Here is a 26,586-nt window from a genome sequence, read left to right as displayed (position 1 = left end):
TGTGGTCAAGGACGGCCTGCCGCACGGCGGCCTGCTCGGCCTCGGACAGAACCTGATGGTCACCTGTGCGTCGGCCCCGCGGACGGGACAGCAGCGCGTCCCGTCCCCCCGCCCGCCACCTCGCCCACCAGTTGTCCACGGCTCGGACCGACACCTTGAACAAGGTCGCGACCTCCGCCCGGTCCCTGCCCTCCACCAGCGCGGACACCGCCAGCAGACGCACAGCCTCCTGCGCATCTGGAGACCAGGTCCGCGCATCCCCCGCCAGATCACTCACATGCTGTCAACGAGCCTGAACCCAAAGCGTTTCGGATCAATATGAGCGGGAGGCGGGATCGGAAAACATAACGGGGCACCTCACCTCAGCGGTCCTTGCATTCCAGCACGCCTGGCTTGGCCGGCGGGGGCTTGCCGCCCCGCAGGTCGGAGAGGTTGGCCCTGTACATTTCGTCCCAGGCCTTGCCCTTTAGGATGTGCAGCAGCGCTAAACACACCTCACGCCTCAAGGACGGGGTACCGGAGCGCATCGCCACGCCATACCTTCCGTCATCCAGCATCCGCACCTCCGAGTATTCGTTGGCGTAGCGAGCGAGGAAGACGTCGTCCGAGGTCATCGCGTAGACATTCGTATTCTTGTTCAGCAGATCCTCCAGGCAGCCCTGAGGCGTGGAGGGCTGCGGCTTCATCACGGTGAAGCCCTGTTCAGTCAGCATCTTCTCGTGCGTCGAACCCCGCTCAATGCACACCGGGATATTCTGATTCTGTAGGTCGCTGGAGTCGTTGATCTCGTACTTACTCGAATCCTTGCGCACCAGGAATGCCCCGTTCGCCTGATAGTACGGGCCCGCGAAGGTAATGCTGGACCCATCGGGCGAGGCGAGCTTACGGTCCTCCGTGAGGACGAGGTCGACCCTCCCATCACGCAGGACGTTGCTCCGATTTTCGGTCGTCACAGGGGAGAATACGACCTCGTCTATGGCGTACCCCATTCTCATGGCAATCGCGCGAGCCATGTCGATGTCGTAGCCCGTCCACTCATTCTTCTTCTCGTCGTACGTGCTCATGCCCGGCTGATCCGCCATGACACCGACACGCAGGCTGGGGTGCGAGACCTTCCAGTCCTCGTACTCAACCCCACTGTCAACCCCAGTCTCACTCCCGACGCCGCTCGTCGCGAGCCAGCCGGCCATGACCAGCAGAGCTGAGCACAGAGCGACAGCAGGCAATCCCATCACCCTTTTCCGCCGCTGGACAGCTTGCACACTGGCATTCACGAACTTACGTTGCAGGGGGCTGGGATGACTGCCTCGTGTGGAACTGTTGACCCATTCCCGGGCAAGGCCAAGGCGGGACCCGCGATAGAGCTGGGCGGGATTCCGCCCATTCCGTTCCCAGGCATCGGAGTCCTGCGCAAGCTGCTGGTGGATCCGTAGTCCGGACCGGTCGTCTTCGATCCACTGACGTAACCGTGGCCAGGCATGAAGCAACACTTCATGGGTGATCTCAACGGTCCCTGCCTCGACAGTGACCAGCTGGGTACCAGCCAGGACTTCCAGAACTTCAGATGCGGTGCCCGGATGGGTTGAGTCGTGGAGCAAACGGATGCGATTGACTCGACGACGAGTGTCCTGGGTTCCTTCTCCGATGTGGATCAAGTGCAATAACAACGACCGGCACGTCTGCTGTTCGGTGAAGTTGAACTGGCCGTAGACCGCCTCGGCGGTGTTGCCAACCGAGTTCCTGACATAGCCCGTGGCCGCATATCCGGCCATGGTCAGTGTGTGGCCCTCTCGATTTTGCCAGGTTGCGCGTAAGGTGTGAGAAAGTAACGGCAGGGCCTCCGGGTCGATGCTTCGCGCTGTGCCGTCAGCACCAAGATCACGCAGCAGAATGTTAGCCAGTTCTGATTGCAGTTCCAGTCCGGCGATTTGGGCGGGTCTTGTAATTGCTTCACGCAGCTCTTCGGTGGTCATTGGTCCGACGAAGAGCGGGGTTTTGCGCAGAGCAGGCTGCAGCTCAGGGTAGGCGGCGCAGCGGTCATGAAAGTCCGACCGCAGACCGAGGACCACCAGTGCAGGCGGTTCGCCGCCGCCACTGGCGGCGGCACACAGGGCGCTGATGAACATCTGGCGCTCGTGCACGTCAGCGCACTGGGTGAAGATTTCTTCGAATTGGTCCACCACCAGCACCAGCCGCGATCCGGTGATCGCTGTTTGGCCGGCTCGGGCCTTTAACATCTCGCGGATAACAGCGACGAGTCGAAGCGGGTCACTCTCGATTTCTTTGCGTAGCAGTGCGCCCGGCACCCCGGTCAGCCGTTCCAGACGATTAGCTAGTTCGGTCAACGGATGCTCGGTCGGAGTTATTAGCAGGTGCGGCCAAGTCCTGGATCCGGGCACCGGAATCGCACCCTTGCCCAGAGCGGTTAGCAGGCCCGCGCCCAGCAAGGAGGATTTGCCGGACCCGGAGGGGCCCATTAGAACCAACGGATCGGCTAAGTCCATACGCCTGGCCAGCCTTCCGGCTAGCTCAGTGATCAATTGTTCCCTGCCAAAGAACCACTGCGCCTTGCTAAGGTCGAACGCGGCCAAACCCGGGTAGGGGCACGGTTGTGGCGTCGCATTCACCCGAGCTAGTGCGGGCAATACAGGCGACAAAGGCGGGGGCCGGTAGGCAGGGTTCGGACACAGCACCAGGTCTTCGATCCGCTCGCTGGCGAGATGGCGTGGGCGGGGAAAGCCCCGTGCGGGCAAAGTTCGCTCCAGGTAGCCGCATGCCTCCCGCAGCGTCAGCTGTTGACTGCCTTCCGGATCGCCTTCGGAGAGCAGACGGATCAGCTCGCCAGTGAAAGCGGTGTGCGGGGCGCCGGGCGTGAATAGTGCCCGCTCGTCCCTGGCTGCCGCAGCCAGGACGTACCCGCCGTCGACCCGAGTCAACCCCGTCTCCTGCTCGGCATCACCCAGGACACCCACTGCCCGCCCCGAGAAACAGCAGTCGAGCACGACAACCATTGATCGAGCTGCAGTCTTCAGCAGGGAGCCACGGACCGCGGCGTAAGCCAGCGCGGTGTAAGCCACCCGTTCTGAGCGGGAATCAGTAGCGACTGTAGCCAAATGCAGCTCGCCAGTGGGGCTGACCAGCCCGTGGCCCACGTAGTAGATCCACAGCACGCCCTCAGCACGTTCGGCCTCCTGGGCGATTGCAATCCCCAGCTCCATCGGGTTTGCCGGGTCACGAATCACCCGCAGGTTCTCCTCAGCCAGCCCGCACCGCTCGACCAACACCTGCCCCAGGTCAGCCAAGTTACCCATCACCGCTGGCACCGACGGCAGGCCAGAGGCGGCGTTGTGGGAGCCGGTGCCGATCAGTAGCACCCGACTCCCGGGCGCACTCAAGCTGGTCATCGAGACTACTGTCCAGTCGGTACGGTCGACTCACCTTGATCGCCGTCGACCGCCCCAGGACCGCCTTCCAGCATATCGGCCAACCTGTCGACCAACTCGCGCACTTCTGTCATGTCCGTACCGCGTACCCTCTGGGCGTGGAGTTCCACGCTTGTCCCGTCCGGCCGGGTCAGCTTGCACGTCACCTCACCAGTACGGTGCCGCATCCATGCGATAGCAGCGCTCGCCAGCACCGCTGTTACCCCACCCGGGGCCAGTGCGATCGTCAACATTTCTGGAACCGTACCTAGAGTGCCAGGCGATGGCGGCGCTTCCATCAGCCGTACCCGGCCCCGCAGCTCCTCCTCGACAATCAGCCACTCATGCAGGGAACGCAGCTCATCCGCCACTCCATCCCCCGTGATCGTAACTGTCACGTTCATCCTGGCTCCCATACAACCCGTAACGCATGACGGCCCATTCCAACCCGCGTTCGATGGCACGGGCCCCGCTCTTTCACTCTGGTTCTCGCCGCAGAGCTGCCAACCCTAGCGGGAAGCCGTGACACAGCAGGGGACTTGAGGGAAATGTGAGGTTGTCTCACGTGGGGAGTTTTGCGAGTCTTGAGCTTGATCCGCTTTGACGGATACCATTGATGGTGGTCAGGCTGCGAGTGCGTTCTCGTACTCGGCGGGGCTGAGGTAGCCGAGACTGCTGTGCAGTCGGTGCAAGTTGTACCCGCCTTCGATGAAGTCGAAGATCGTGGTGCCCTCTCTGTCAGCCTTGGGTGAGACGTCCCGCTTCGTCGGGTTAGCCTGAGAGGGCACGACAGGAGAAGCACCCCCTCATGACCAGCACCACCCCCGCCGGGTCAGATCCGGCGCCTCGGCCGAAGCGGCGCACCTTCAGTCCCGAGTACAAGCTGCGGATCGTGGCCGAGTACGACGCCGCGCCCAAGAACGAGAAGGGCGCGGTCCTGCGCCGCGAGCGCCTGTACCACTCGCACGTCAAGGAATGGCGGGCCGCGCGGGATGCCGGGGCCCTGGAGAAGCTGGTCGACCGGCGGACCAGCCCGGCGAGGCCGAAGAAGCCGGCTGCCGAGGCGGAGAACGAGAAACTGCGCCGCCAGGTGGAACGGCTGGAGAAGGAACTGGCCCGGAACAAGGCCGCGCTGGAAGTCATGGGAAAAGCTTCCGCGCTCTTGGAAATGATCTCCGAGGGCGCGGACTGAACGCTGCCGCAAAACCGGTGGTCGACGACGCGTTCACCGGCATCGAGGGCGAGCTCGGTATCACGGCGGCCTGCCGGCTGACCGGCCGCTCCCGGGCCACCCACTACCGCCGGCTGCGTCCGGCGCCGCCGCACGGACCCCGCAAGCGGCAGGTCCAGCCCTCGGCCCTGACGGCTGAGGAGCGGGCTGCGGTCCTGGAAGTGATGAACTCGGGCGAGTACGCCGAGCTGCCGCCCGCGCAGATCTGGGCCCGTGAGCTGGATGCCGGGCGCTACCACTGTTCCGTCTCCACGATGTACCGGATCCTGCGGGAGAAGGGGCAGTCCGGCGAGCGCCGCCGCCAGGCCACGCACCCGGCGAAGACGGTGCCCGAGCTGGTCGCCGCCGTACCCTCGCAGGTGTTCACCTGGGACATCACCAAGGCGGCCGGACCGGTCAAGGGCGTCTGGTATCACGCCTACGTCATCATCGACATCTTCCGCCGCTACGTCGTCGGGCATACCGTCGAGCGGGCCGAATCAGCGGTGCGGGCCGAGGAGTTGATCCGCGAGACCATCGCCCGCAACGGCATCGTGCCCGAAACCGTGCACGCGGACCGTGGCACGTCGATGACCTCGAAGAAGGTCTCGCAGCTGCTGATCAACCTCGGCGTCACCCGGTCGCACTCGCGGCCGAAGACCTCCAACGACAACCCTTACAGCGAGGCCCACTTCAAGACCACGAAGTACATGTCCGACTACCCCGAACGGTTCGACTCGCTGGCCCATGCCTGCGAGTGGTTCGACGCGTTCATCGCGTACTACAACCACGAGCACCGGCATTCGGGCATCGGCTGGCACACACCCGCCAGCGTGCATTTCGGTACCGCCGAGGAGGTCCGCGACCAGCGTGCAGTCACCCTCGCCGAGGCATACGCCCGCCACCCCGAACGCTTCGGCCACCGCCCCCGACCACCCCGGATACCCCAGCAGGCATGGATCAACGACCCGGCCAAGCGCAGGGAACCCGCACCACAAACCTCATAGCGTCACGACCGTCTCACTGGACTTGAAATCTTCCGAGGGAGGCGGCCCGGCCGGCTCGCCCCGTGGTTGCGGACATCACCCGGGACGAACTCGTTGAGATCGTTCGCAGACTCCTGACTGCCTCTGCAGAGAGCGACTACTATCTGCGGCTCCTGGAGAACGTGTCACATCCCCCAGGTGAGTGACCTGGTCTTCTACCCCTCGGACGGCCTTCAGGACGCGTCTGCGGAGCAGATTGTCGATCAGGCCCTGAAGTACCGGCCGATCGCGCTCTGAGCTGCCGGGAAAGTCAGCTGGCCGTGGCTGGTTGTTCGGCACAGGTACGGGTACTGGCGAGGTGGCGGGAGCCGGTGCCCGTTTCGGCGAAGGTCTTCGTCCGACCGAGTAGGGCTGGCGGGTTCGTAACCGTCCCTTTCGAATCGAACACCACGTCACCCTCAGCGACCGCTCCCCAAGATCTGTGCCAGAACCCTGCGACGTGAACAGAGCCAGCGCCCAGGATGCCCTGCGGCGCCATGCTAGGCACGTACGGCGGCGCGGAGGTCGAGAACGCTCGCGCCACTCCTTGATGCCTCGCTTGCCAAGGACGGGCCCACAGCTGGAGGCGCCCGCGTTGCGGGCGAAGGTGAGCCGGAACCTACGTCGTCACCTGCTACTCCCCCGGCGGTTATTCGCCCATCCCGTTCGGGGCGGCTTGTGCTCACATCGCCGTTTCCACTCTCGGGTCTGATGCAGCGTTGGGTGACAGGTTCAGTCGGCGTGTTCGGTGATGTCGGTGAGCCACAGCCGGTTCGGGCCGGTCGCGATGAAGACCCGGTCGACCAGGTCGTCATGGACCGGAGGGCCCGCCTTCTCTGTCCGGCCGCGTTTCCTGCCGAACACGCTCCACCACTGGTTGTCCCGGCAGATCCGCCACGCGGTCCGGTCGGCCATGACCGTTCCGGCGTCACGGGCCTCGTCGGCCAGGAAGCGGTAGCCGAACTCCGGGTCGTCGCGGTGGGCGGAGAACAGCGCGTGCGCGCGATGCGCCTCGGCGAGCTCGGCTGGGGTCACCGGGTCGTCGAGCCAGCGGTAGTAGGGCTGTCTGGCGAGCTTCAGCACCCGGCACACCACCGTGACGCGCACCCCGTCCCCAGCCAGCTCCTTCACGAGCGGGCAGATCCTTCTCCCGGCAGGTTCGCCTGCGACAGATAGGCCGCCGCCCGCCGCAGGACCTCGTTCTCCTGCTCCAGCAGCTTGATCCTCCATCGGGCTTCCCGCAGTTCCGTGCTCTCCTGGCTGGTCGTCCCGGGCTTCGTGCCATCGTCGATGTCCGCGCGGCGCATCCACTTCCACAACGTCATCGCGTGGACGCCGAAGTCGGCGGCCACCTGCTCAACAGTGACGCCCGGGCCGCGATTCCCCGCGACCCGCACGACGTCCTCGCGGAACTCCTGGGGATAAGGCTTGGGCACAGCAACATCCTTCCCACCCGCCATACAAAGCAAGCCAGTTCAGATGTCACCCGTTCGTGCGGCTCTGTCTCACTTTCGGTGATGACGGTGGGTGAAGTCATCCCAGAAGGATGCGGTGGCGGAGGAGGGCAAATCCGGCCCGCCCGTACATCTGTCGCTTAATCAATTTCGTTTTGTTGTTGACGCCTTCGGTTCCGCCATTGTGATACGTCCTGGTCAGAGCGGCGTTCACGGCGGCGCGGTCTCGTTCCAGACCGCGGGCGAAGGCGTGCAGGTGGGGCAGGTCCTCGGCCCGCGCGGTGATGATCCACGCGCTGAGCTGCTCGGCGTTCCCCTCGGCGGGCCTCAGCAGTGCGGCAAAGGCACTGATCAGCTTGGCGAGAGAAGACATTTCCGCGCAGGAGGTGGTGGCGGCCTCGATGCGCTCTTCCTGGTGTTCCTTGCGGTGATCGGGGTGAGTGAGGAAGTAGCGGGCGAGTCGACGCGGGGACAGCGCGGAGCGTTCAGCTTCGACACGCCCCTGGTTGATGTACTTGTGGAGCAGGTTGGAACTCCCGCGATAGCCGAGTTCCTTGATCTCCCGCAACAGGTGCAGGACAGGCACGGCAGGGTCTTGCTCGCGTCGACGCCGCAGATGATCGCGGTAGGGGTCCACGAGTGTGGGCCGGTACTTGGGGGCACGGATGAGGCGTTCGGGCTCGGTGACACGGTCGTAACGCTTGACCGTGTTCAACGACAGATTCAGCCGGCGTGCGCATTCCAGCAGGCCGACTCCACGTTTACGCAGGTCATGAACTTGATGCCATCGCTGACGGGTCGTGGCGGCCTGCACACCTTCGCGGGGTGGCGGGCCGCCCTTCGCCCAGCAGGTGCTGTGCGCGGCGACTTCCTTGCGGACGGCTTCGGCGAGGTTGTGCCAGATATGCCACCGGTCACCGACCTGCACCGCCTCGGGCAGTGCCCGGCGTATCGCCTCGGCGTAGGCGGCCGAGCCGTCCCGGCACACGATCTCGACGCCCGGATGCTCACGCAGCCATCCCTCCAGCGCCTCGACGGTACGGCCGGGCAACACGTCGACACGTTCACGCGTCTCGACGTCGATCAGGACAGTCGCGTAGTCGTGGCGGCGGCGCAGGGCGAAGTCGTCCACCCCCAGGACCCGGGGCACCGGCCTCTCGGGCAACGGCAGTTGCATCAGCGCGCGCAGGGCGGTGTGCCGGGAGGTGGCCACGGCCAGTACGGACAGCGCCCGGCAGCCGGCCCGGCCCGCTAACTCCCTCACCACCGCCCCCACCAGCGCGGACAGTCGCGGTGTGCGGCGCTGATAGCGCTCCAGGACCCCGGAGAGCTGTTCCCGGAACGTCTGGCGGCATCCCGGGGTCGGGCACACCAAGCGGCGCACCAATACCCTGACCACGACCCGTCGGGCGTCAACGGGAACGTCCATGACGGTCCGTGCGTGATACCCGTGCACCCGCCGCGACCAAGCACCGCAGTCCGGGCAGGGCACCGTCCCGCACGGCGTCCGCGCCCGCACCAGTATCCGTCGGCCCTCATCCCGCACATCTTCGATGACCAGCGGAGACAACCCTGAGAACACCGTACTCACAAGCACGTTGATGTCATGCATGCAACATCAACGATGGCAGTCGCTCTCCGTCACCACCGAAAGTGAGACAGAGCCGTTCGTGCGGCAGACCCCCGTACGCCGCCGAAGTGCACGACCATCGTCTCCGACTCGACGCCCAGTTCCCCACCGAGCTCGCCCCCGGCGCCGAGACCGTGGGCACGATCGCGGGGTGTTCATCGCGGCCGGAGGTTCAGGAACCAGCCACGTTCGTGGGCGCGGTCCAGCCGGTAGCTCGGATCCACTCGGCCAGGTCCAGGGTGGCCGGCTCGATCGAGCGCATCACCGCGGGGTCCGAAGGGTATGCCGCCGCTTTCGCGAACTCGCGGAACATCACCTTGTCGAGGTCGTTGGGAAGCACGCTCAACGGGAGGGCCTCGTACCGTGCCGGTAGCCCGGCGTGCGCGCCGAACGCGGCGGCGATCCGGGGGCCGGTCAGCTCGTCGCCGACGAGTTCGACAGCTCCGCCGGGCGCCTCCGCGCTGCCGAGCAGGAGCGCGGCGGCGACCCGGCCGATGTCCCTGATCGAGATCATCTTCAGGGGGACGTCCTCCGGCAGCGGCAGCCTCAGCACGATCTCCCCATGCTCCAGGCTCGGTGCCATCACGCTCGCGAAGTTCTCCATGAAGGCGGTCGCGCGAACCATCGTGGCCCTGAGGCCGGACTTCCTCAGGCGCTCCTCGATCCGGTGCTTCGAGTCGTGGTGCGGCACACCCGACTCCCGGTCCGCTCCGAAGACCGAGTTGAACACGACGTGCGGGACGCCCGCCTCGACCGCCGCGTCGACGAGCGCGGTACCGACGCGCATCTCCGCCTCGACCTCTTCGAGGCTGTTCGCCTCCGGAGTCATGAAGTAGAACCCCGCGACCGTCGCCAGCGCGGCGGCCAGCGACTCCGGGTCGTCGGCCCGGATGGCCGCCAGCTCGACGCCGCGGGCGGCCAGCGCCTGAGCCCGGTCGGACTGCGGGTTGCGGACCAAAGCCCGCACCCGGGCCTTGTGGTCCAGCAGCGCGTCGACCACCGCCCCGCCCTGTTGCCCAGTCGCGCCGAAGACTGCGATCGTGCCGGTCGTCTGTGTACTCATCGCTGACACCCCTCACTAGTTCATGGCGTGAACAAATTTAGTTCACGCCATGAACTACGTCAAGGTGGGGTGCAGCGGGACCTCACGGTGTGACGGGTTGGTTCGAGGTGGGCGTAGACAGGTCCGAGGTGTCCACGATGGCGGTGGCCACGCGTTCGAAGTCGCGCTGGTCGTCGGCGTCGAGGTTCCTCGCGATCTCAGGTAGGCGCTTGCCGACCTCGGCGTAAAAGGCCTCGGCGAGCACCTTCCCCGCGGGCGTCGCACTGAGCATGATTACCCGTCGGTCCTGCGCCGAGCTTGCGCGGCCGACCAACTCGCGCCGCGCGGTGCGATCGACCAGCTGACTCAATGCGTTCTTGGTCATGCCCAACGACGCGGCGAGGTCAGCCATCTGCCGCGGCTCGTTCCTGACTGCGCAGAGCAGCGTGGCCTGCGAGGGGGTCAGGTCGAACTCGTCGCAGATCTGCGCGTACTTGCGTTGAATCACAACCGAGAGCCAGAAGAGCTTGTCGCCATAGTCCACGCCGGCCTCCCTCGTCCGATGGCGAACGGCCAGCCTACTCGTCGCGGGCCGGCAGACCGCGCCACCCACTCGGAGATGTACACCTCTGCGAGACCGGCCTGGCACTCCTACCCCGAACACTTTGATCGACTTGCCCTGTCCCCTCACCCTCAGGTGGCGCCTCAACCGGCGCACGACGGGTCGCGCGCCGGTGCCATGTCACTTCTGTGCCGCGTCGAGGGTGCGGTAGTCGGTGTATCCGGTGCGGAGCCGAGGACCGCCCGGGAGAGGTCGGGGAGCCTGTGTCGTCCAGGCGGTGCAGGATCTCCTCGTGGAGCCGGCCCCAGACGCCGGCTCTCGACCAGATCAGGACTGCGATGGGCCGTCGACTCCGATATCCCGAAGCGCGGGGGCAAGGCCCGCCAGGCGCATCCACTGATCAGGGCATAGGCGCGCTCCGTCGCGAGCCTCGTTCCGGCATACCCGATGCGGCCGAGCGTACGGCGAGACGCCGAGGTGAAGGCCCGACGTTGTCACCTTCGTTGGTGCATTGCGAGGTGCATTGCGACCTCACCCCGTAGGGCGCTTCGGCCGTATGGCATTTTCTTGCGTACGGCGCATGTAGTAGCGCAGCCGGATCATTCGCTGACGCCCCTCGATCCCACGCAAGGACGGCCGAAATGATATATGGACCAGACCTGCCTGAAGGCGTGCGCCGGGTTCCTTACGAGTCCCCGGGCCTGCCGGATCATCGGAGCCCGCTGCGGTTCCTGTGGTGGCTGACGACGAGTCAGTACAGGCGGGTACTGCTCGGCACCCTGTGGGGCAGTACGTGGATGTGTGCGCTCATGCTTCCGCCGTACCTGTTGTCGAAGACGGTCGACGAGGGGCTCAAGGCGCGGGACCCGAGGATGCTGCTCCTCTGGATCGGAGCCGTGGTCGTCACCGGGGCCGGGACAGCGGTCCTCGGCATTCTGCGGCACCGCACCATGACGCACATCCGTGTGGACGCGGCGTACCGGACGGTGCAGGTCGTCGCGCGCCACGTCACCAGGCTGGGGTCGGCGCTGCCCCGACAGGTGTCTGCGGGTGAGCTCACACACCTCCAAGCCGGTGACATCAGCAGGATCGCCCAGACCCTGACCATCACCGGACCCGGCGTAGGTGCGGTCATCGCGTATGCCGCGACTGCCGTCCTGCTGGTCCGGATCTCCGCCGTCATCGCCGTGGTGGTCCTTCTCGGCGTCCCGGCCCTGGCCCTGACCGTCGGCCCTTTGCTGGGAAGGCTGCACGGCGCCGAAAGCCGCTACCGGGAGGACCAGGGTGCTCTGACCTCTCTCGCCGGCGACATGGTGGCCGGCCTGAGCGTCCTCAACGGGATCGGCGGCAAGCCCCTGTTCGCCGGGCGGTACCGGGAACGCTCCCAGGCTCTGGTCCCCCTCGGGTACCGCGTCGCCGCCATCACCAGCTGGGTCCAGGCACTCACCGCGTGCCTGCCCATGGTCTTCCTTGCCGTGGTGACGTGGATCAGCGCGCGGATGGCGGCCAGTGGGGCCATCACCGTAGGTGAGCTGGTGGCGGTCTACGGATATGTTGCCGCTCTGCTGGTACCCGTCTCATCCTTGATCGAAGGGGCGGATGACCTGCCGCGCGGGCTCGTCTCCGCACGGAGGGTGGTCGACATCCTGGCGCTCGCACCGGCTCCCGAGGAGCACCGGGCCCGGATCGACCCCCCAGACGCTCCCGGCCCGCTGCGCGACCCTGTATCGGGCCTGGTGGTGGCCCCGGGGAAAGTCACGGCTCTGGTCGGTGCCCGTCCCGACGAGGCGCGCGCCGTGGTGGACCGGCTGGCCGGCTACACGGACTCCGAGGCCTCCTGGGCGGACCTCAAGCTGTCCGGCTGGAACCGCACGGCTCTCAGGAGGCACATTCTGCTCACGGACAACGATGCCTATATGTTCCCGGGCCCCTTGCGTTCCGTCGTCTCCGGCAGCACCGGCCGCAGCGACGAGGACATCCGGCGGGCGCTGCACGCCGCCTCGGCGGAGGACATCATCGACGCGCTCCCCGACAGGCTCGGCACCCGTCTGGAGAATCAGGCCCGCAACGTCTCGGGGGGACAGCGCCAGCGGCTCCGGCTGACGCGGGCCCTGCTCGCGGACCCGGCAGTGCTCCTGCTCGTAGAACCGACGTCGGCACTGGACGCGCACACGGAGGCAACCGTTGCCGCCCGGGTGGCTGCGTACCGGCACGGGCGGACCACCCTCGTCGTCAGCACCTCGCCGCTGGTGCTCGGCCAGGCCGACGGAGTCTCCTACCTCGTGAACGGAAAGGTGCGGGCGGCCGGTACGCACGGGGAGCTCCTCGCCGACCAGCCGGGATACGCGGCGCTGGTGTTCCGCGGCAGTACCGAGATCCCTGGCGAAGCCGCCGTGGCACAGCCCGTGGAAGGACAGTTCCGATGAGCGGGGCCGACGAAACGTTCCGCCTGCCGATCGCCGATGCCAGGACGGTTCGCCGGGCCGGCCGGCAGCTGTTGAGGGACGACTCGGGCGCCGTCTGCGCGATGCTGATGCTGACGTGCCTTGCCGCGCTTGCCGGCGCGGCCGGTCCCTGGCTCCTCGGCCGCATCGTGACCAGGGTCGAGTCCGGTGACCTGTCCGTCTCCGCAGTCGACGGACTGGCCGCGGCGGTCCTGGGCTTCTCGGCGGCCCGATTGGTGCTGTCGCGCTATGCGCGAGGTCTCTCCCATCGCTTCGGCGAGCGCGCGCTCGCAAGGCTCCGCGAGGAGGTCGTCGACCGCACCCTCTCGCTGCCGGGGCGCGTCGCGGACGAGGTGAGCACCGGTGATCTGGTCACCCGTACCACCCTGGATGTCTCGACCGTCGCGGCCACGCTGCGCAATGCGGCTCCGGACATGTTCATCTCCGGCATCCAGGTCGTGTTCGTCTTCGCCGCGGTCTTCCTCCTCGACCCGCTGCTCGGCCTCTGCTCGGTCGTGGGACTGCCACTCGTGTGGGGCGTGAGCCGCTGGTACCTCGCGCGCTCCCGCGACGCCTACCTCGCCGAGGGAGCGGCCGCCGGCGATGTCTCCGAGATCCTCAGCTCCACCGCGCACGGCGCCCGTACCGTCGAGGCCTACGGGCTGCGCGAACTGCAGAACAGCATCCTCGACAAGGCCATCGACACCACCTACCGCGCCGGCATGCGCACCCTCTCCCTGCGGACGGTGCTGTTCCCGGTCACCGAGTTCGCGCACACGCTGCCCATGGCGCTCATTCTGCTCGTGGGCGGGTTCGGTTACCTGAACGGCGCGATGTCCCTGGGCGTCGTGGTGGCAGGCAGCCTGTACATGTGGCAGCTGGTCGACCCGCTCAACCAGATGCTCATCTGGGTCGAACAACTACAGCGCAGCGGCGCCTCGTTCGCCCGCATCAAGGGTGTCGGGCTGGTGTCGCACACAGCTGACGCACGTGTGTCGGCCCCTGTGGACGACCTCATCGAGGTCAAGGGCGTGGGGTATTCCTACGTCCCCGGGCACGAGATCCTCAAGGACGTGGAGCTGCTGGTCCGTCCCGGTGAACGGCTGGCGGTGGTCGGCCGGTCAGGAGCCGGCAAGACCACCCTCGGCAAGTTGCTGTCCGGTGTGGACGTCCCTGACACCGGCCACGTTCTGGTCGGCGGCGTGCCCGTCGCCGACCAGGCAGCGGCGGGCGAACTGGGCAACCGCATCGTCCTCATCACGCAACAGCACCACGTGTTCATGGGCACCCTTCGCGACAACATGACCATGGCCGCGCCCGAAGCCGACGACGAGGCCGTCCTCGCGGCTCTGCGGTCCGTGGAAGCGGACTGGGTGGCCGAACTTCCGGAGGGCCTGGACACCCCGCTGGGCTCAGGCGGAGTCGAGCTGGAGGCCGCCCAGGCACAGCAGCTCACCCTGGCCAGGGTGCATCTGGCGGACCCGCACACCCTGATCCTGGACGAGGCCACGTCACTGCTCGACCCGAAGACGGCCCGGCAGGCGGAGCGGGCGGTGGCCGCCGTCCGGTCGGACCGCACCGTCATCGCCATCGCCCACCGGCTGCAGACCGCGCACGACGCCGATCGCATCGCCGTCATGGAGTCCGGCCGCATAGTCGAGCTGGGCACCCATGACGAGTTGGTCGGCGCGGGCGGACCGTACGCGGATCTGTGGCGGTCGTGGAACGGTGAAAGCTGAGTCTTCGGCAGGGCGCAGATCGGACGGGATCTCGTGAGCCGCCTACGAGCCTGCTCGTGAACGGCGCTGTGGTGGGATGGGGCCGGCCGGATTCGAACCGGCGTCCTCCCACATGCGGTGAAGGCGCGACAACCGCTGCGCTACGAGCCCCATCCCGCTCTCGATCATACGAGCTGCCCCCACCGCGCTGCTCGTGAATTGTCGGACGCGACGAGCGACGACGTGGCGTGGCGCGTCACGGATGTCCGGCCGGGTCGGCTTCGCTCTCCTCCGCGAGCGCGTCTTGCTCTACTCGTGCACCACAGGTCAAACCGCATCGTCAAGGAGCCCGAAGCCCTCCGAGAACCCTTCCAGGAACTCGCGTCGCGCAGGGTCGGACTCGGCTTCCGCCATCGTCCCGAGCAGATCCGTCAACTCGTTCCGCTGATCGCTCGACACCTTGCCGACCAGGTGAGCGACGCCTTCGAGGGCCTTGGGTGCGTCGTCCGGGTCCATCTGCCCGTCCTCACTGCCGTCGATGAACCGCAGGACATCGGCCGAAGCCTCGGCCTCGGCACGAGTCAGGGACGAGTACACGGGCATAGGAGTGGGGCTGCCGTCGGCTCCGGCAGGTTGGGGAAACGCAGCCAGGTCAGCAAAGGGTCAAGGACCGGCAGGACTCGGCGGGGAGGAGGCGGGGAGGGTCGGGTCTACAGGCCGGACGACGTCCTGCCGCAAGGTCCGGGCTCGTTGTTCTGCCTGCGGTGGGGGGCCCGACCGTATCCACCGGGGCAGATCCGTCAGCCCAGCAGCGCCAGCAGTCGCCCCAGCGCCTCCATGACGGGCCGGCCCACCTCTCCCACGGTCGCCGCGATCTGCGAGACGGACGCCAGGATCATGCCGCGCTCGCGCAGGGCGACCCGGTCGGGAGTGAGCGCGGGCAGCGCGTTCTCCACGGTTCGGGCCTGGCCCGGGGTGAGGTTCGGGCGCAGGTCGTCGAGGAGGCGGGTGAGGTCTGTGACGGCAGTTCGGAGCTCGATGTCCTGGGCGGCGTCGTCGTTGTGGACGACGGTGCCGTGGTTGATGCCGATGACGTTTTCGCCGCCGTTCACGTTGACGACGTCGCCGTAGTAGTTCGATGTGTCGCTCATAGTTTGATCCCTGTGTTTCCCCTGCCGCCGTTCATATTGACGACGGAACCGAAGTTGTTCGTCGTGTTGTACTGCTCGAGGACGGCGGAGAATTCGTATTCCGGGTGGTCGATCGCGTACACGATCTGCCCGGCGATTGCCCGTAGTTCGTCCATGGTCGGCAGGGTCAGGACCACTCTTGAACCGCTGTTCAGTTCGACGACCAGTACCGGTTTCCTCGACCAGAACAGGACGGCGCAGACAGCGGCCAGGGGCAACAGGATCAAGACGTCCGGGGCGGAGCCGGCCCCGTCCGTGGAGTCGAGCTGGGCGGAGATCAGGAAGGCGAGAATCACCAACAGCAGGAAGTAGACGCCTGCCTTGCCCCAGGCGGGCTTCAGCCTGAACACCTCGACCCAGCTGACATTGCGCAACGGAACCGCCGCCGACCCCACCCAGAGGATCTGTCGCTGGACCCGGAGTTCCAGCGGCTTTCCCCTGCGGGGAGGCAGCGGCATCGGCGGGACGTGCGGAGGCGGCTGAGACGGGGGCCGGGGCGGAGGCTGTGGCGGAGGCCCGGGAGGTGGAATGCCGATGCCGCCTGTGTGATCCATGATCCCCCCGTGCTGTCGTCACGACCGGCCGCGCAGTGCTTAGTGCGGGAGCATCATTAAGCCTGTACGGGGTCGGATGACGGCAGGCGAGATACGGCCATTGTCATCGTCACCCGCCGTTGGCGGTTTCCGGGTCCCGCGGCCTTCTGGCCGGACGCCCGTCGGCTCACCGGGGGCGCGTCCGTCAGTCCTCGCCGAAGTCGTGGTCGGGGTGGTTGGCCTCGCCCACGCGCCAGTAGCCGCGCGTAGTGACCTGCGGGCGCGGCGGCACCCGCTCGCCGAGGAGGTACGAGCGGGCCTTGCGGACCGCCGATGCCTCGCAGGCGATCCAGATGTGCGTGTCGTCCGCGAGGTCGGCCCGGTGGAAGGTGTCGACAAGGGCGGCGCCCGGCCCGCCCGCACGGTCGTGCCAGGTCACTTCGACACCAGCGGGTGCCGGCAGGCCGATGCGGTCCTCGGGGCCCTCCGCTTCCAGGTGCACCTGCCCGGTGGCATCGTCCGGCAGCGCTTCGAGCAGGGTGGCGATGGCGGGCAGGGCACTCTCGTCGCCGCCGATCCACCAGGAGGTCGCCGCCGGGTCGACGCAGAAGCGGCCGCTCGGGCCGCCGATGGCGGCACGGCTGCCGGGCTCGGCCTGCGCGGCCCACCGCGCGGCCGGCCCGTCGCCGTGCAGAACGAACCAGACCTCAAGGGTGCAGGCCTGGGCGTCGAAGCGTCGGGGCGTGTACGTCCGCATCGCCGGTCGGCCGTCGGGCCATGCGAGGTGGCCGTCCGGGCCGACCACCGGCCGCGCGACGTTGCCGTCGGCGTCCGGCAGAAAGAGCTTGATGTGCGCCGTCGGGGCGGGCTCGGCGAATCCGGCGAGGGACTCGCCCGCGAACACTATCGACAGCATGCGCGGGGTCAGCGGCCGGATGTCGACGACCTCGACCTGGCGCGGCGGACGGCGGCGCGGGCCACCGGGACGGCCTTCGCCTCGGGGTGGTCTTCGGTCGCCGGGGCGGCCTGAGTCCGGGGAGAGGGACAAGGGGTGCTCCTTCACTTGCCGGCGCGGCCCGGGGCGGGCGCGCCGGTGAACCGCTCGGCCAGGGCTTCGGAGCCTCGGGCGAGCATGGCGACGTCGGCGCCGGCCAGGACGAACGACGCACCGTGTTCGAGGTAGGCCGACGCGACGGCTGGGTCGAAGACGTTGACGCCGACGGGCTTGCCGGCGCTGCGGACGGCGTCGAAGGTGCGCTCGACCGCGGACACCACCTCGGGGTGGGTCTGCTTGCCGAGCAGGCCCATCGACGCGGCGAGGTCGGACGGGCCGACGAAGACACCGTCTACGCCGTCGACCGCGGCGATCGCGGCGGCGTTCTCGACGCCGGTGACCGACTCGATCTGGACGAACAGCGAGACGTGTTCGTCCGCGTTGGCCAGGTAGTCGTCGACGCGGTTCCAGCGGGCCGAGCGTGCGAGGGCTGAGCCGACCCCGCGGTTGCCGCGTGGCGGGTAGCGCACCGCCCGCGCGGCCGTCTCCGCCTGCTCCGGGGTGTCGATCATGGGCACCAGGATGTTCTGGGCGCCGAGGTCGAGGATCTGCTTGATCATGACCGGCAGCAGGCCCGGCGCGCGGACGAGTGGGCTGACCGGGTAGGCGGCGACCGCCTGGAGCTGCGCGAGCACCGACTCCAGCTGGTTGGGTCCGTGCTCCATGTCGATCAGCAGCCAGTCGAGGCCGCCGCCCGCGCAGATCTCGGCGACGAGCGGGCTGCCGCTGCACACCCACATGCCGGCCAGGGGGCGGTCGGAGGCGGCCAGCGCCTCGCGGAAGTTCGGCGGAAGGTTCACCGGAAGGCGCACGAGATCGTTCCCATCGTTCCGTAGTCGCAGAGCACCGAGTCGCCGCGTGAGATCCACATCGGCCGGGTGAAGGAACCGGCGAGGATCAGTTCGCCGGCGTCGAGGCCGGTGCCGTGCTGGTGGAGTTTGTTGGCGAGCCACGCCACGCCCGTGGCGGGGTGGTTGAGCACACCGGCGGCGACGCCGGTCTCCTCGATCGTCTCGTTGCGGTAGAGCAGCGCGGAGATCCAGCGCAGGTCGACCGCGTTGGGTGCGACGGGGTTGCCGCCGAGCACCATGCCGCCGTAGGCGGCGTTGTCGGCGATGGTGTCGACGATCGTGCGTCCTTCGAGTTCGAAGTGCGAGTTGAGGATCTCCAGCGCGGGGATGACGTACTCCGTCGCCCGGAGCACGTCGAAGACGGTGCAGTGGGGGCCCTTCAGTGGTGCCTTGAGCAGGAAGGCGAGTTCGACTTCGATGCGGACGTTGGAGAACGCGTCGAACGGGACGACGGCGCCGTTGTCCCGGACGGTGTCGTCGAACATGACGCCGTAGTCCGGCTCGGAGATGCCCGTCGCGGCCTGCATGGCCCTGGAGGTCAGACCGATCTTGCGGCCGACGAGGCGGCGGCCGGCCTCGATGCGCCGGTCGCGCCAGAGCCCTTGGATGGCGTACGAGTCCTCCACCGTCGCCTCGGGATGCCGGGCGGTGATGCGCGGAAGCACGGTGCGTTCGGTGTGCGCCCGCTCGAGCTCGGCGGCGAGGTCGGCACGGGTCTTGTCGGGAAGCATCGTCAGGCTCCTTGGCCGGCGCGGCCGTCGTGGTGCGGGCTGTGTGCGCCGTCGGGCTGGTGGGTGCGGAAGGCGTCGAGAGAGCGTGTGCGGTGCAGGCGCACTGCCTGTTCGATCCGGTCGGGCGTCCCGTCGCCCTCGATGAGGTCGAGCAGCTCGTCGTGCTCGCACACCGATTCCTTGGGTCGGTGGGGGACGAGCCCGAAGATCGAGTCGCGCATGTGGCCCAGCCGGGACCACTCCCCGTCGACCAGCTCCAGCAGCCGGGGGTTGGGGCACCTGGAGTAGAGGGTGTGGTGGAACTCCTGGTTGAGCGCGGTGAAGCGCCGGAAGTCGAATTGGCCGAGCGCGGTGCGCATGGCCGCGTTGAGTTTCCTGGCTTGCGCCATGTCCGGCCGGGTGAGGTGGGGGGTCGAGAGCGCCGTCGCCGCGCTCTCCAGCACGGTGATGACCTCAACCGCGTGGATGTAGCGGTCCGGGTCGGCCATGGAGACGCTCGCGCCCACATTGGGCTCGAAGGTCACCAGGCCCTCGGCCGTCAGGTGGCTGATGGCCTCGCGGACCGGCACCACGCTCATGCCGAGCCGGCCGGCGAGCGTCGTCAGGACGAGGCGGTAGCCGGGGCCGAACGCCCCGGACGTGATCCGCTCCCGGATCCACTCGTAGGCGACCCGTGACTTGCTCGCGGCCGGTGCCGGCCGGGTCCGGGTCACGAGCCGGCCCGTGCCGTGTCCGACGGCACCCTGCCCGCAGACGCCGCGTCCGACGGCGGCGTCTCCGGCCTGGCGGAGCGTTCGGCCTCGTACGCCGCCCGCCATTCGGCGTTCATCGGGAAGAGCCCCTCGACGGGGTGTCCCTCGGCGACCTTTCCGGCGATCCAGCCGTCCTCCTCCTCTTGGGCGATGGCGGCGTCGGCGACCTCCTCAGCCATTTCCGGCGGGATCACGACGACCCCGTCGGTGTCGCCGACGAGGACGTCGCCGGGCTGCACGGTGGCACCACCGCACGCGATGGTGAGGTCGGCGTCCCAGGGAACGTGCTTGCGGCCGAGCACGGCGGGGTGTGGCCCCGCGGTGAAGACGGGGATGCCGACGGCGGCGACGGCTTCGGCGTCGCGTACGCCGCCGTCGGTCACGACGGCGGCGGCGCCGCGGGCATGGGCGCGGATGGCGAGGATGTCGCCGAGCGTGGCCGATCCCCTCTCGCCCCGTGCCTCGATGACGAGGACCTCTCCCTCCGCCACGGAGTCGAAGGTGCGTTTCTGCGCGTTGTAGCCCCCTCCGTGGCCGCGGAAGAGGTCCTCGCGGAAGGGAACGAAACGCAGCGTCCGGGCGGTGCCGACGAACTTCTGTCCCGCCACGAGGGGACGGACGCCGTCGATGAACACGCCTTCGAGGCCCCGGCGGCGCAGCTGGGCCGAGAGTCCGGCCACCGGCACCGACGCGAGTTTCGCCCGTAGTGCTGGGGTGAGGGGGGAGGCGGGTGTGGTGTTCAAGGAAGGGCTCACTTCAATATCGTGTACGGAATTGTGGTTGGATCTGCTGCATGGCGACCAAGACCGAACAGGCATTCATGATCCTCAAAGAACGGATCATGAACGGCACTTATGGGCCCGGGCACCGCCTGGTCATCGACCAGTTGGTGCGCGAGCACGGCATCAGCTCGGTGCCGTGGCGCGAGTCGCTGCGTCGGCTCCAGGCCGAGGGCTGGGTGGAGATCGTGCCCAACGTCGGCGCATTGGTGGCGACGTTCGACACCGACGCGTGGCAGCAGGGTCTGCAGATCGTGGCGCGCCTCGGCGGCTACGCGACGGCGCTGTCGGCACCCCATCTGACCGAGGCCGACCTGACGGCGGCCCATACACTGGACCGGCAGATGAAGGAGGCGCTCGCCGCCTTCGACCCGGCCCGCTTCGGCCGGCTCAACCGCGAGTTCCACCGGCTGCTCGCGTGCCGCTGCCCCGACCGCCGTCTCGTCGACATGGTCGACAACGAATGGGCCCGGCTCGAAATCGTCCGCAAGTCGGCTTTCTGGTACGCCCCCGGTCGCGCCCAGGCCGCCATCGCCGAGCACGAGGGCATCCTCCACCTCATCGAGGCCGGCGCGTCGGCCGAGGCCGTTGAGGCGGCCGCGAAGCAGCACGAGATCAACACCATCGAGGCGGTCACGAAGTACGAGGCCACCCTGCCCGACCAGCAGTTCTGAAAGCGGCACGGCTCACTCGCCCCGCTCGCGCCACCGGGCGATGAGCGCCTTGGCGTAGTCGTTGCCGTTGGGGTGCCGGAGCGTGGTGTGCGCGTGGAACCGCGCGGGCAGCTCGTTGCTCAGCCACACCCCGGCGTGGTCGTCGAACTCCGCGATCAGCACCGGGCTGTGCACCCGGAAGTAGAACGGCTGGGAGCCGTCCGTCGCGCCGTACCAGGAGAACCACGTCTCGTCGAGGTGGGCGTCGTACTCCGCCAGGGCGAGTTCGCGCTGGCCCTCCGCCAGCAGGTGCAGGAAGTCGGCGACGACACGGCGGAGCAGGTTGCGCTGGGCTTCGTCGAGTTCGTCCGCCGGGATCCCCTCGTACGGGATCACCCGGTTGTCGCGGAACGCGCCCGCGACGTGCCGCTCGTCGGCGGGGTGCAGCCGTCCCTCCGGCATCGCCGGGTCGAGTACGGACTCGAAGACGACGGCCCGGTCGCGCTGCGCGGCCGTGAGGGAGCCCGCCAGTTCGAGGGCGAGCCGCTCCCGCTCCGCGAACAGCGGCTCGTGGCGGCCGGCCGTGTCGTCCATGAGCGCGGGCTCGGCGCCGAGGAACACCGGGGCGATGACGTGCCGGCCGCCCACGGAGACGAAGTTCAGGGCCACGTGGTGGCCGAAGAGCTGCCAGCCCCACGGCTCGCCCGCCGCGCCCGCCGCCGGGTCGCCGAAGACGGAGAACCAGTAGCTGTGCCGGTTCATGACCGTGGGCAGGCCGACCAGGTCGCCGAGCCGGCCGTTGAGCTCCATCGCGCCCTCGACCCGGGCGTAGCCCTCGGGGCTGAGCGAGGCGCGGAGGACGCCGTGGATCGCCGACTTCTTGTCGTCGGTGAGCACCTCCATCCTCAGTCCCACGCGGTAGACCATGAACTCGGGGTTGCTCCACGCCCGCCACTGCGGCGCGTCGATGTCGTAGCGCGCCGCGTCCAGCTCACCGGGGGTGAGCATCCCGAGGAAGCGGACGGCGGCCTCGGCGGGCCCGGCCCCGATGTCCGACGGCGCGGCGGCGGGCAGGGCGTAGAGCCCTTCGCGCACCGCGCCGTCGGAGGTGATCCCGACGAACGGCTCACGGTAGAGGCCGTCCCAGTACGTGAGGAGGTCGCGCAGGAAGGGTGCCTGGTAGCGGTTCTGGGCGAACTCCTCGTAGGTCATCCCGCGGACCTCGGCGAGCTTGGGATCGTCGAGGTCGCGCAGGAAGGTGCGGTAGCTGTCGTCGGTGAGCTCGACCGCCTCCTCACGGCCCGTCGTGCGGGAGGTCGTGAAGAAGCCGTCGATGTCCTCGTCAGGTAGGGCGCTCATCGGTCTCACTCTGCTCGGGTGCGTGGTCAGATCGGGAGGTTGAACATCTTCTTCGCGTTGCCGTGGAAGACGGCCTCGCGGTCGGCGTCGCTGATCTCAAGCTCGTTCCTGACGAATTCGACGCCCTGGCTCATCCAGGAGCGGAAGACGGGGAACGAGGAGCCGAACATGTAGTGGTCGGCGCCGTTGATCTTCAGTGCCGCCTCGACCTGGATCTTGCCCCAGGAGTGCGGGTGGGTGAGGTCGAAGAAGATGTTGTTCTCGAGGTACCGCTTGATCTTGTCGCCACCGGTCGTCGACAGGCGCTGCATCGCCTCGCCGGCCTTGGGTGCGTGCGGGGTGAGCAGGTTCGTGGCCGCGAACCAGTTGCCGCCGAGCATCGTGTGGATGAACTTCAGGTCGGGGAACTCCTCGAACATGCCGCTGAAGAGCTCGCGCCCGACCGCGATGCCCTGGTCCATGATGCGGCCGTACTCACGACGGAAGTTCTGGTACTCGATGACCGACTTCCACTCCACCGGGAGCGGCGTGTGGTGGACGATGACCGGGACCTTCTTGTCGTTGAGCACCTTGAGGTAGGGCTTGAACGCCTCGTCATCGAGGTAGAGCTGGCCGTAGTGGCAGGCGAGCTGGACGCCCACGGCTCCGTTGTCGAGGCAGCGCTCGAGCTCGTAGATGTTCTCCTTGCCGCCCCACGGCGGGAGGCAGGCGGTCGAGAACAGCCGGCCGTTGGACTCGGCGACGATCTTGGCAGCGTTGTCGTTGACGGCCTTGCAGGTCTCAAGGCCAAGCCACTCCTGCCAGACCGGGACGCGCATGATGCCGTAGTCGACACCCGCGTCATCCATGGCCTTCAGCTTCGCCTCGGTCGAGTAGTCGCCCTCGACGTAGTTGAGGTTGGCGTAGCCCTTCGGCTTCTCCAGGACCAGCTGCTTCTTGCCGTCCTCCATGGTGATGACACGGGCGATCTCGCCGAAGCCGCGCGGAGCGCTGTTGAGGAAGCCGTTGAGGATCTTCTCGTTCGTGAACAGGTCCTCGGGCAGGTGGTGGATGTTGATGTCGACGACGGTCATGACACTCCTTGTGTGCTGCGCTCGCGCAGCTTGCTGCGCGAGCTGTCGGTGTAGATGCTTTCGACGATGTCGTGCGGGGTGAACTCACCCGTGAGCTCACGCCCGACGACACCGTTGCTGAAGACGAGTACGCGATCGCACAGCAGCGCGAGCTCGTTCTCGTCGGAGCTGGCGACGAGAACGGCGCGGCCCTCGCGAGCGGCCCCGCGGACCGCCTCGACGATAGTTTTGCGCGCGCCCACGTCGACGGCCTGGGTGGGCTCGTGGAGCACCAGCAGCGTCGGATCGGTGGCGAGCCACTTGGCCAGGAGCACCTTCTGCTGGTTGCCCCCGCTCATGTTGTCGAGCACGGCGTGCGGCCACGGGGGGCGCACGTCGAGGCGCTCGATCCAGTCGGCCGCCAGCTGCTTCTCGGCCGCGCTGCGCAGTGGCCGCACTCTGCCCGAGGCGGTCGCGGTGCAGGTCTGCGGGAACGAGATGTTCTCCGTCACGGTCATCGCGCCGACGAGTCCGGCCGACTCGCGGCCCTCCGGGACGAGCGCGATTCCGTTCCTGATCGCCGAGGCCGGCGACAGGCCCTTCAGCGCGACCGGCCCCGTGGGCAGGGTCATGGTGCCGTCGTCCGCCGCGCTGACACCGCTGATCAGGTACGGGACGTCCTCGTGGCCGGCCCCGCTGAGGCCCGTGACGCCGACGACCTCGCCGGGCCGGATGCGCAGGGAGAACTCGCGCACGGTACGTCCCGTGAGGCCGTCGACCACGACGGAGGCGGCGTCGTTCGCGGCGCCGACCGCCGTGCGGTGTTCGAGGCCCTCGACCTCACGCCCGAGCATGAGGTGGGCGAGGTCGGACTTCGTCATGCCCTCGACGTCCTTGCCGGCCACGACGATCTCGCCGTCGCGGAGCACGGTGACCCGGTCGGCGGCCTCCACGACCTCTTCGAGGCGGTGCGTGATGAGGAGGGCGGCGGTGCCGGTCGCGACGATGCGGTCGAGCAGGGTGTAGAACCGCTCGAGCGACTCACGGCCGAGGGCACGCGTCGACTCGTCGAAGATGATGACTCCGCGGCCGTCTTCGAGGTCCTGCACGGCACGGGCGATCGCGACGACCGCCTTCTCGTCCTCGTGCAGATCCGCGACCTTGCTGTCGAGCGGAATCCGGTGCGGGCCGAGCCGTTGGAAGACGGCCTGCGTCGCCTCGGCCTCGGCCTTCCAGTCGATCCGGCGCAGGAAGCGCGAGCCCTTGAACCTGCCGAGCCGGGTGTTCTCCAGCACTGTGGCGTCGGGCACGAGGCCGAGGTTCTGGTGCACCACCGCGACGCCCGCGGCACGGGACTCGTCGGGCCGGACCGGGAGCCGCAGGCCGATGCCGTCGACCGTGATCCGGCTGCCCGCGTCGGGGCGGTAGAGACCGGTGAGGATCTTGGCGAGGGTGGACTTGCCCGACCCGTTCTGCCCGATGAGGGCGTGGATCTCCCCGGGGCGCACATCCATGGCGACGTCGCGCAGGACCGTGGCGCTGCCGAAGGTCATCGAGACCCCCTCGACGGCGAGCCGCGGGCCCTGCGGCAGACCGGTCCCTTCCGTCGGGGCCTGTCCAGTGAGCCCGCTCACGCGACGCCCCACAGCTTCTTGAAGTCGTCCGTGTAGGTGGCCGGGCCGAACCACTCGCCGGAGAGCTCAGCCTCCTCGGTCAGCTTGACGTCGCCGATGTTTTCCTTCGTGAACAGTCGGGTCGGGATGTTGTACTCCGGCACCGGCTGACCAACGATCAGGCGCAGCGCCGCGTCGGTGTCGACCCAGCCCTGGAAGGCCGCGGCCTGGGCGGTGACGGCCGCCAGGGAACCGGACTTGAGGGCCTTCAGGCCGCCGAGGGAGGCTGAGCCGGTGACGACCTTGATGTCCGTGCGCGAGGTCTGCTGGACACCGCCCTGCGTCGGCTGCAGGTACTGCTCGAACTGCGCGTCGACGTAGTTGATGCTCGGGTCCTTGAGCAGCGCGGCGCTGGTCGAGGAGGGGACGAGCGCGAAGTTGGAGGACGTGACCTTGTTGACCGTCAGCTTGCAGTCGGGGCAGCTCTTCTTCAGCGCGGCCTCGCCTCCGGTGACGTAAGCGGCGGGCGACGGGCCGTCGGAGCTCTGATTGACCAGGATGTTGGCCTTGCCCTTGGCGTCCGCGGCGATCCAGTCGAAGATGCGGGTCTGCTGCTCGGTCCCGGGGACCGGAATCCAGGTGAGCGTCTTGGAGGCGGGGTGGGCCGGGTCGGGCACCTGGTTGCTGATGACGACCGGGATGCCGGCCTTCTGCGCGGCGTCGAAGCCGTTGGCCGCCAGGCCGTACGGGATGGCGTCCGCGATGATGGCCGCGGCCTTGGCGTCCGTCGCCTGGCCGATACAGCCGCCGATCTCGGTCGGCGTACCCTTGCCGTCGCAGACCTGGAGGCGCAGTCCCGCGGCCTTGACGGCGGCGGCGAGCGTCTTCTCCGTGGTGGTGAACTGCGGCGCCTGCTTGGTGATCGGGATGTAGAAAATCGTCTTTCCGGCGACGGAGCCGGCCTTGTCGAGCTTCTCCGTCGGGACGGGGTAGGCGTCCAGCGGCTTCAGCGCCGTGGTCAGCTCGCCGTCGGCAGCGGCGGCCGGGCCGTCGTTGCTGGTGGACGCGGTGTCCTCCGCGTCACCGCCGCAGGCGGCGAGGGAACCGGCGAGGAGGGCGATGCCGGCGGCCGCGGCCCAGGTGCGGGCGCGACGGGTGTGACGTGCGGGTCTCATGGCGAACTCCGTTGTCTGCTGAGATTTGGCGCGGTGGCGGGGCTGCTGGTCCGGGGGGGTGCCTCTATGTCCTTCGTCAAGGCGCCCCTGTCGGGTTTGGTGTGGTTCGGTGTGCTGGGGTTATGCGGCGAGCTCGACGTCCTTCGGTGTCCGGGATTCGTAGAAGGTGCCGTCGCGGAGCATGGCGAACAGGACGCTGATGCGTTGGCGGGCGAGGCGGAGGAGAGCTTGGGTGTGGGTCTTGCCGCGGGCTCGTTGCTTGTCGTAGTAGGCGCGGGAGGCGGGGTCGGCGTTCATGCAGGCGAAGGCGGACAGGAACATGGCCCGCTTGAGCTGG

At 68.1% G+C, this 26,586-nt stretch carries 26 protein-coding genes, 1 tRNA gene and 2 pseudogenes; 5 read left to right on the top strand and 24 right to left on the bottom strand.

Annotation, left to right across the window (positions count from 1 at the left end):
* The 4 genes from B082_RS0125185 to B082_RS40530 form a co-directional block, all read right to left on the bottom strand.
* The coding region (locus B082_RS0125185; protein WP_018554563.1) for a helix-turn-helix domain-containing protein at window positions 1–223 on the bottom strand (223 nt) is incomplete at its 3' end.
* A 139-nt stretch (window positions 224–362) separates the two neighbouring features.
* The gene (locus B082_RS38250) at window positions 363–3,404 is read right to left on the bottom strand and encodes a caspase, EACC1-associated type (RefSeq protein ID WP_078622649.1); all 3,042 of its coding nucleotides are present in this window, start codon (window positions 3,402–3,404) and stop codon (window positions 363–365) included.
* Between the two features lie 5 nt (window positions 3,405–3,409).
* Window positions 3,410–3,826: an effector-associated constant component EACC1 gene (locus tag B082_RS36665; protein WP_037710889.1), complete on the bottom strand. Its 417-nt coding sequence runs from the start codon at window positions 3,824–3,826 to the stop codon at window positions 3,410–3,412.
* Window positions 3,827–4,045: 219 nt separating this feature from the next.
* A complete protein-coding gene (locus tag B082_RS40530; RefSeq protein WP_018554560.1) occupies window positions 4,046–4,210 on the bottom strand; it encodes an IS3 family transposase in 165 nt (54 codons plus the stop codon).
* 20 nt (window positions 4,211–4,230) lie between these two features.
* Here B082_RS40530 and B082_RS0125165 point away from each other — a divergent pair, with 20 nt between their 5' ends.
* Both B082_RS0125165 and B082_RS0125160 read left to right on the top strand, forming a co-directional pair.
* Entirely contained in the window at window positions 4,231–4,614 is a 384-nt protein-coding gene (locus B082_RS0125165; protein ID WP_018554559.1) for a hypothetical protein, read from the top strand.
* A gap of 17 nt (window positions 4,615–4,631) precedes the next feature.
* Complete coding sequence (locus B082_RS0125160) at window positions 4,632–5,639, top strand: DDE-type integrase/transposase/recombinase (RefSeq protein ID WP_018554558.1); 1,008 nt, start codon at window positions 4,632–4,634, stop codon at window positions 5,637–5,639.
* A gap of 750 nt (window positions 5,640–6,389) precedes the next feature.
* Here the strand turns inward: B082_RS0125160 and B082_RS39560 are convergent.
* From B082_RS39560 to B082_RS39555, 6 genes and pseudogenes are all read right to left on the bottom strand, one after another.
* Complete coding sequence (locus B082_RS39560; protein ID WP_018554556.1) at window positions 6,390–6,788, bottom strand: transposase; 399 nt, start codon at window positions 6,786–6,788, stop codon at window positions 6,390–6,392.
* Window positions 6,785–7,093, bottom strand: a complete 309-nt coding sequence (locus tag B082_RS0125145) for a transposase (RefSeq protein WP_018554555.1) — start codon at window positions 7,091–7,093, stop codon at window positions 6,785–6,787. The genes B082_RS39560 and B082_RS0125145 overlap by 4 nt, the downstream gene beginning before the upstream one ends.
* A gap of 97 nt (window positions 7,094–7,190) precedes the next feature.
* Window positions 7,191–8,723, bottom strand: a complete 1,533-nt coding sequence (locus tag B082_RS0125140) for an ISL3 family transposase (RefSeq protein WP_026250180.1) — start codon at window positions 8,721–8,723, stop codon at window positions 7,191–7,193.
* A gap of 190 nt (window positions 8,724–8,913) precedes the next feature.
* A complete protein-coding gene (locus B082_RS0125135; protein WP_018554553.1) occupies window positions 8,914–9,804 on the bottom strand; it encodes an NmrA/HSCARG family protein in 891 nt (296 codons plus the stop codon).
* Between the two features lie 82 nt (window positions 9,805–9,886).
* Entirely contained in the window at window positions 9,887–10,327 is a 441-nt protein-coding gene (locus B082_RS0125130) for a MarR family winged helix-turn-helix transcriptional regulator (protein WP_018554552.1), read from the bottom strand.
* Window positions 10,328–10,604: 277 nt separating this feature from the next.
* A pseudogene (locus B082_RS39555) lies at window positions 10,605–10,755 on the bottom strand (transposase); the annotation flags it as partial.
* Window positions 10,756–11,154: 399 nt separating this feature from the next.
* Between B082_RS39555 and B082_RS0125125 the strand changes: the two are divergent.
* Both B082_RS0125125 and B082_RS0125120 read left to right on the top strand, forming a co-directional pair.
* Window positions 11,155–12,771 (top strand): ABC transporter transmembrane domain-containing protein, encoded by a 1,617-nt coding sequence (locus tag B082_RS0125125; protein ID WP_018554551.1) that lies wholly within the window; start codon window positions 11,155–11,157, stop codon window positions 12,769–12,771.
* Complete coding sequence (locus B082_RS0125120; protein ID WP_018554550.1) at window positions 12,768–14,528, top strand: ABC transporter ATP-binding protein; 1,761 nt, start codon at window positions 12,768–12,770, stop codon at window positions 14,526–14,528. The genes B082_RS0125125 and B082_RS0125120 overlap by 4 nt, the downstream gene beginning before the upstream one ends.
* 77 nt (window positions 14,529–14,605) lie before the next feature.
* Here B082_RS0125120 and B082_RS0125115 read toward each other — a convergent pair.
* The 9 genes from B082_RS0125115 to B082_RS36655 form a co-directional block, all read right to left on the bottom strand.
* Window positions 14,606–14,679 (bottom strand) — tRNA-Ala (locus tag B082_RS0125115).
* A gap of 155 nt (window positions 14,680–14,834) precedes the next feature.
* The gene (locus tag B082_RS0125110) at window positions 14,835–15,110 is read right to left on the bottom strand and encodes a hypothetical protein (protein WP_018554549.1); all 276 of its coding nucleotides are present in this window, start codon (window positions 15,108–15,110) and stop codon (window positions 14,835–14,837) included.
* Window positions 15,111–15,307: 197 nt separating this feature from the next.
* The gene (locus tag B082_RS0125105; RefSeq protein WP_018554548.1) at window positions 15,308–15,658 is read right to left on the bottom strand and encodes a hypothetical protein; all 351 of its coding nucleotides are present in this window, start codon (window positions 15,656–15,658) and stop codon (window positions 15,308–15,310) included.
* A complete protein-coding gene (locus B082_RS0125100; protein ID WP_018554547.1) occupies window positions 15,655–16,155 on the bottom strand; it encodes a DUF6232 family protein in 501 nt (166 codons plus the stop codon). The genes B082_RS0125105 and B082_RS0125100 overlap by 4 nt, the downstream gene beginning before the upstream one ends.
* A gap of 280 nt (window positions 16,156–16,435) precedes the next feature.
* Window positions 16,436–17,278 carry a siderophore-interacting protein gene (locus B082_RS0125095; RefSeq protein WP_199783851.1) on the bottom strand — a complete coding sequence of 281 codons (843 nt, stop codon included), beginning with the start codon at window positions 17,276–17,278 and terminating at the stop codon, window positions 16,436–16,438.
* An 11-nt stretch (window positions 17,279–17,289) separates the two neighbouring features.
* Complete coding sequence (locus tag B082_RS0125090) at window positions 17,290–18,096, bottom strand: HpcH/HpaI aldolase family protein (RefSeq protein WP_018554545.1); 807 nt, start codon at window positions 18,094–18,096, stop codon at window positions 17,290–17,292.
* Window positions 18,081–18,866, bottom strand: a complete 786-nt coding sequence (locus tag B082_RS0125085) for a 2-oxo-hept-3-ene-1,7-dioate hydratase (protein ID WP_018554544.1) — start codon at window positions 18,864–18,866, stop codon at window positions 18,081–18,083. Before B082_RS0125085 ends, B082_RS0125090 begins: the two co-directional genes overlap by 16 nt.
* A 2-nt stretch (window positions 18,867–18,868) precedes the next feature.
* Window positions 18,869–19,579: a GntR family transcriptional regulator gene (locus B082_RS0125080; protein WP_026250178.1), complete on the bottom strand. Its 711-nt coding sequence runs from the start codon at window positions 19,577–19,579 to the stop codon at window positions 18,869–18,871.
* Complete coding sequence (locus B082_RS36655; RefSeq protein ID WP_234018232.1) at window positions 19,576–20,373, bottom strand: dimethylmenaquinone methyltransferase; 798 nt, start codon at window positions 20,371–20,373, stop codon at window positions 19,576–19,578. The genes B082_RS0125080 and B082_RS36655 overlap by 4 nt, the downstream gene beginning before the upstream one ends.
* 38 nt (window positions 20,374–20,411) lie before the next feature.
* On the opposite strand from B082_RS36655, the gene B082_RS0125065 reads away from it, so the two are divergent.
* Complete coding sequence (locus tag B082_RS0125065) at window positions 20,412–21,071, top strand: GntR family transcriptional regulator (protein WP_018554541.1); 660 nt, start codon at window positions 20,412–20,414, stop codon at window positions 21,069–21,071.
* Window positions 21,072–21,083: 12 nt separating this feature from the next.
* On the opposite strand, the gene B082_RS0125060 is transcribed toward B082_RS0125065, so the two are convergent.
* The 5 genes and pseudogenes from B082_RS0125060 to B082_RS0125040 all read right to left on the bottom strand — a co-directional run.
* Window positions 21,084–22,409, bottom strand: coding sequence for a DUF3500 domain-containing protein (locus B082_RS0125060; RefSeq protein WP_018554540.1), 1,326 nt, complete (start codon window positions 22,407–22,409; stop codon window positions 21,084–21,086).
* Between the two features lie 26 nt (window positions 22,410–22,435).
* Window positions 22,436–23,482: an amidohydrolase family protein gene (locus B082_RS0125055; RefSeq protein WP_018554539.1), complete on the bottom strand. Its 1,047-nt coding sequence runs from the start codon at window positions 23,480–23,482 to the stop codon at window positions 22,436–22,438.
* A complete protein-coding gene (locus tag B082_RS0125050; protein ID WP_018554538.1) occupies window positions 23,479–25,095 on the bottom strand; it encodes a sugar ABC transporter ATP-binding protein in 1,617 nt (538 codons plus the stop codon). Before B082_RS0125050 ends, B082_RS0125055 begins: the two co-directional genes overlap by 4 nt.
* Window positions 25,092–26,249, bottom strand: coding sequence for a sugar ABC transporter substrate-binding protein (locus tag B082_RS0125045; RefSeq protein ID WP_018554537.1), 1,158 nt, complete (start codon window positions 26,247–26,249; stop codon window positions 25,092–25,094). The genes B082_RS0125050 and B082_RS0125045 overlap by 4 nt, the downstream gene beginning before the upstream one ends.
* 120 nt (window positions 26,250–26,369) lie before the next feature.
* Window positions 26,370–26,586, bottom strand: a pseudogene (locus B082_RS0125040) (IS110 family transposase); the annotation flags it as partial.

This window comes from Streptomyces sp. ATexAB-D23 (assembly GCF_000373645.1).
Taxonomy (GTDB): Bacteria; Actinomycetota; Actinomycetes; order Streptomycetales; family Streptomycetaceae; genus Streptomyces; species Streptomyces castrisilvae.
Note: the sequence above shows the minus strand (reverse complement) of the source record. Positions and strands in the feature narration are given on the sequence as shown.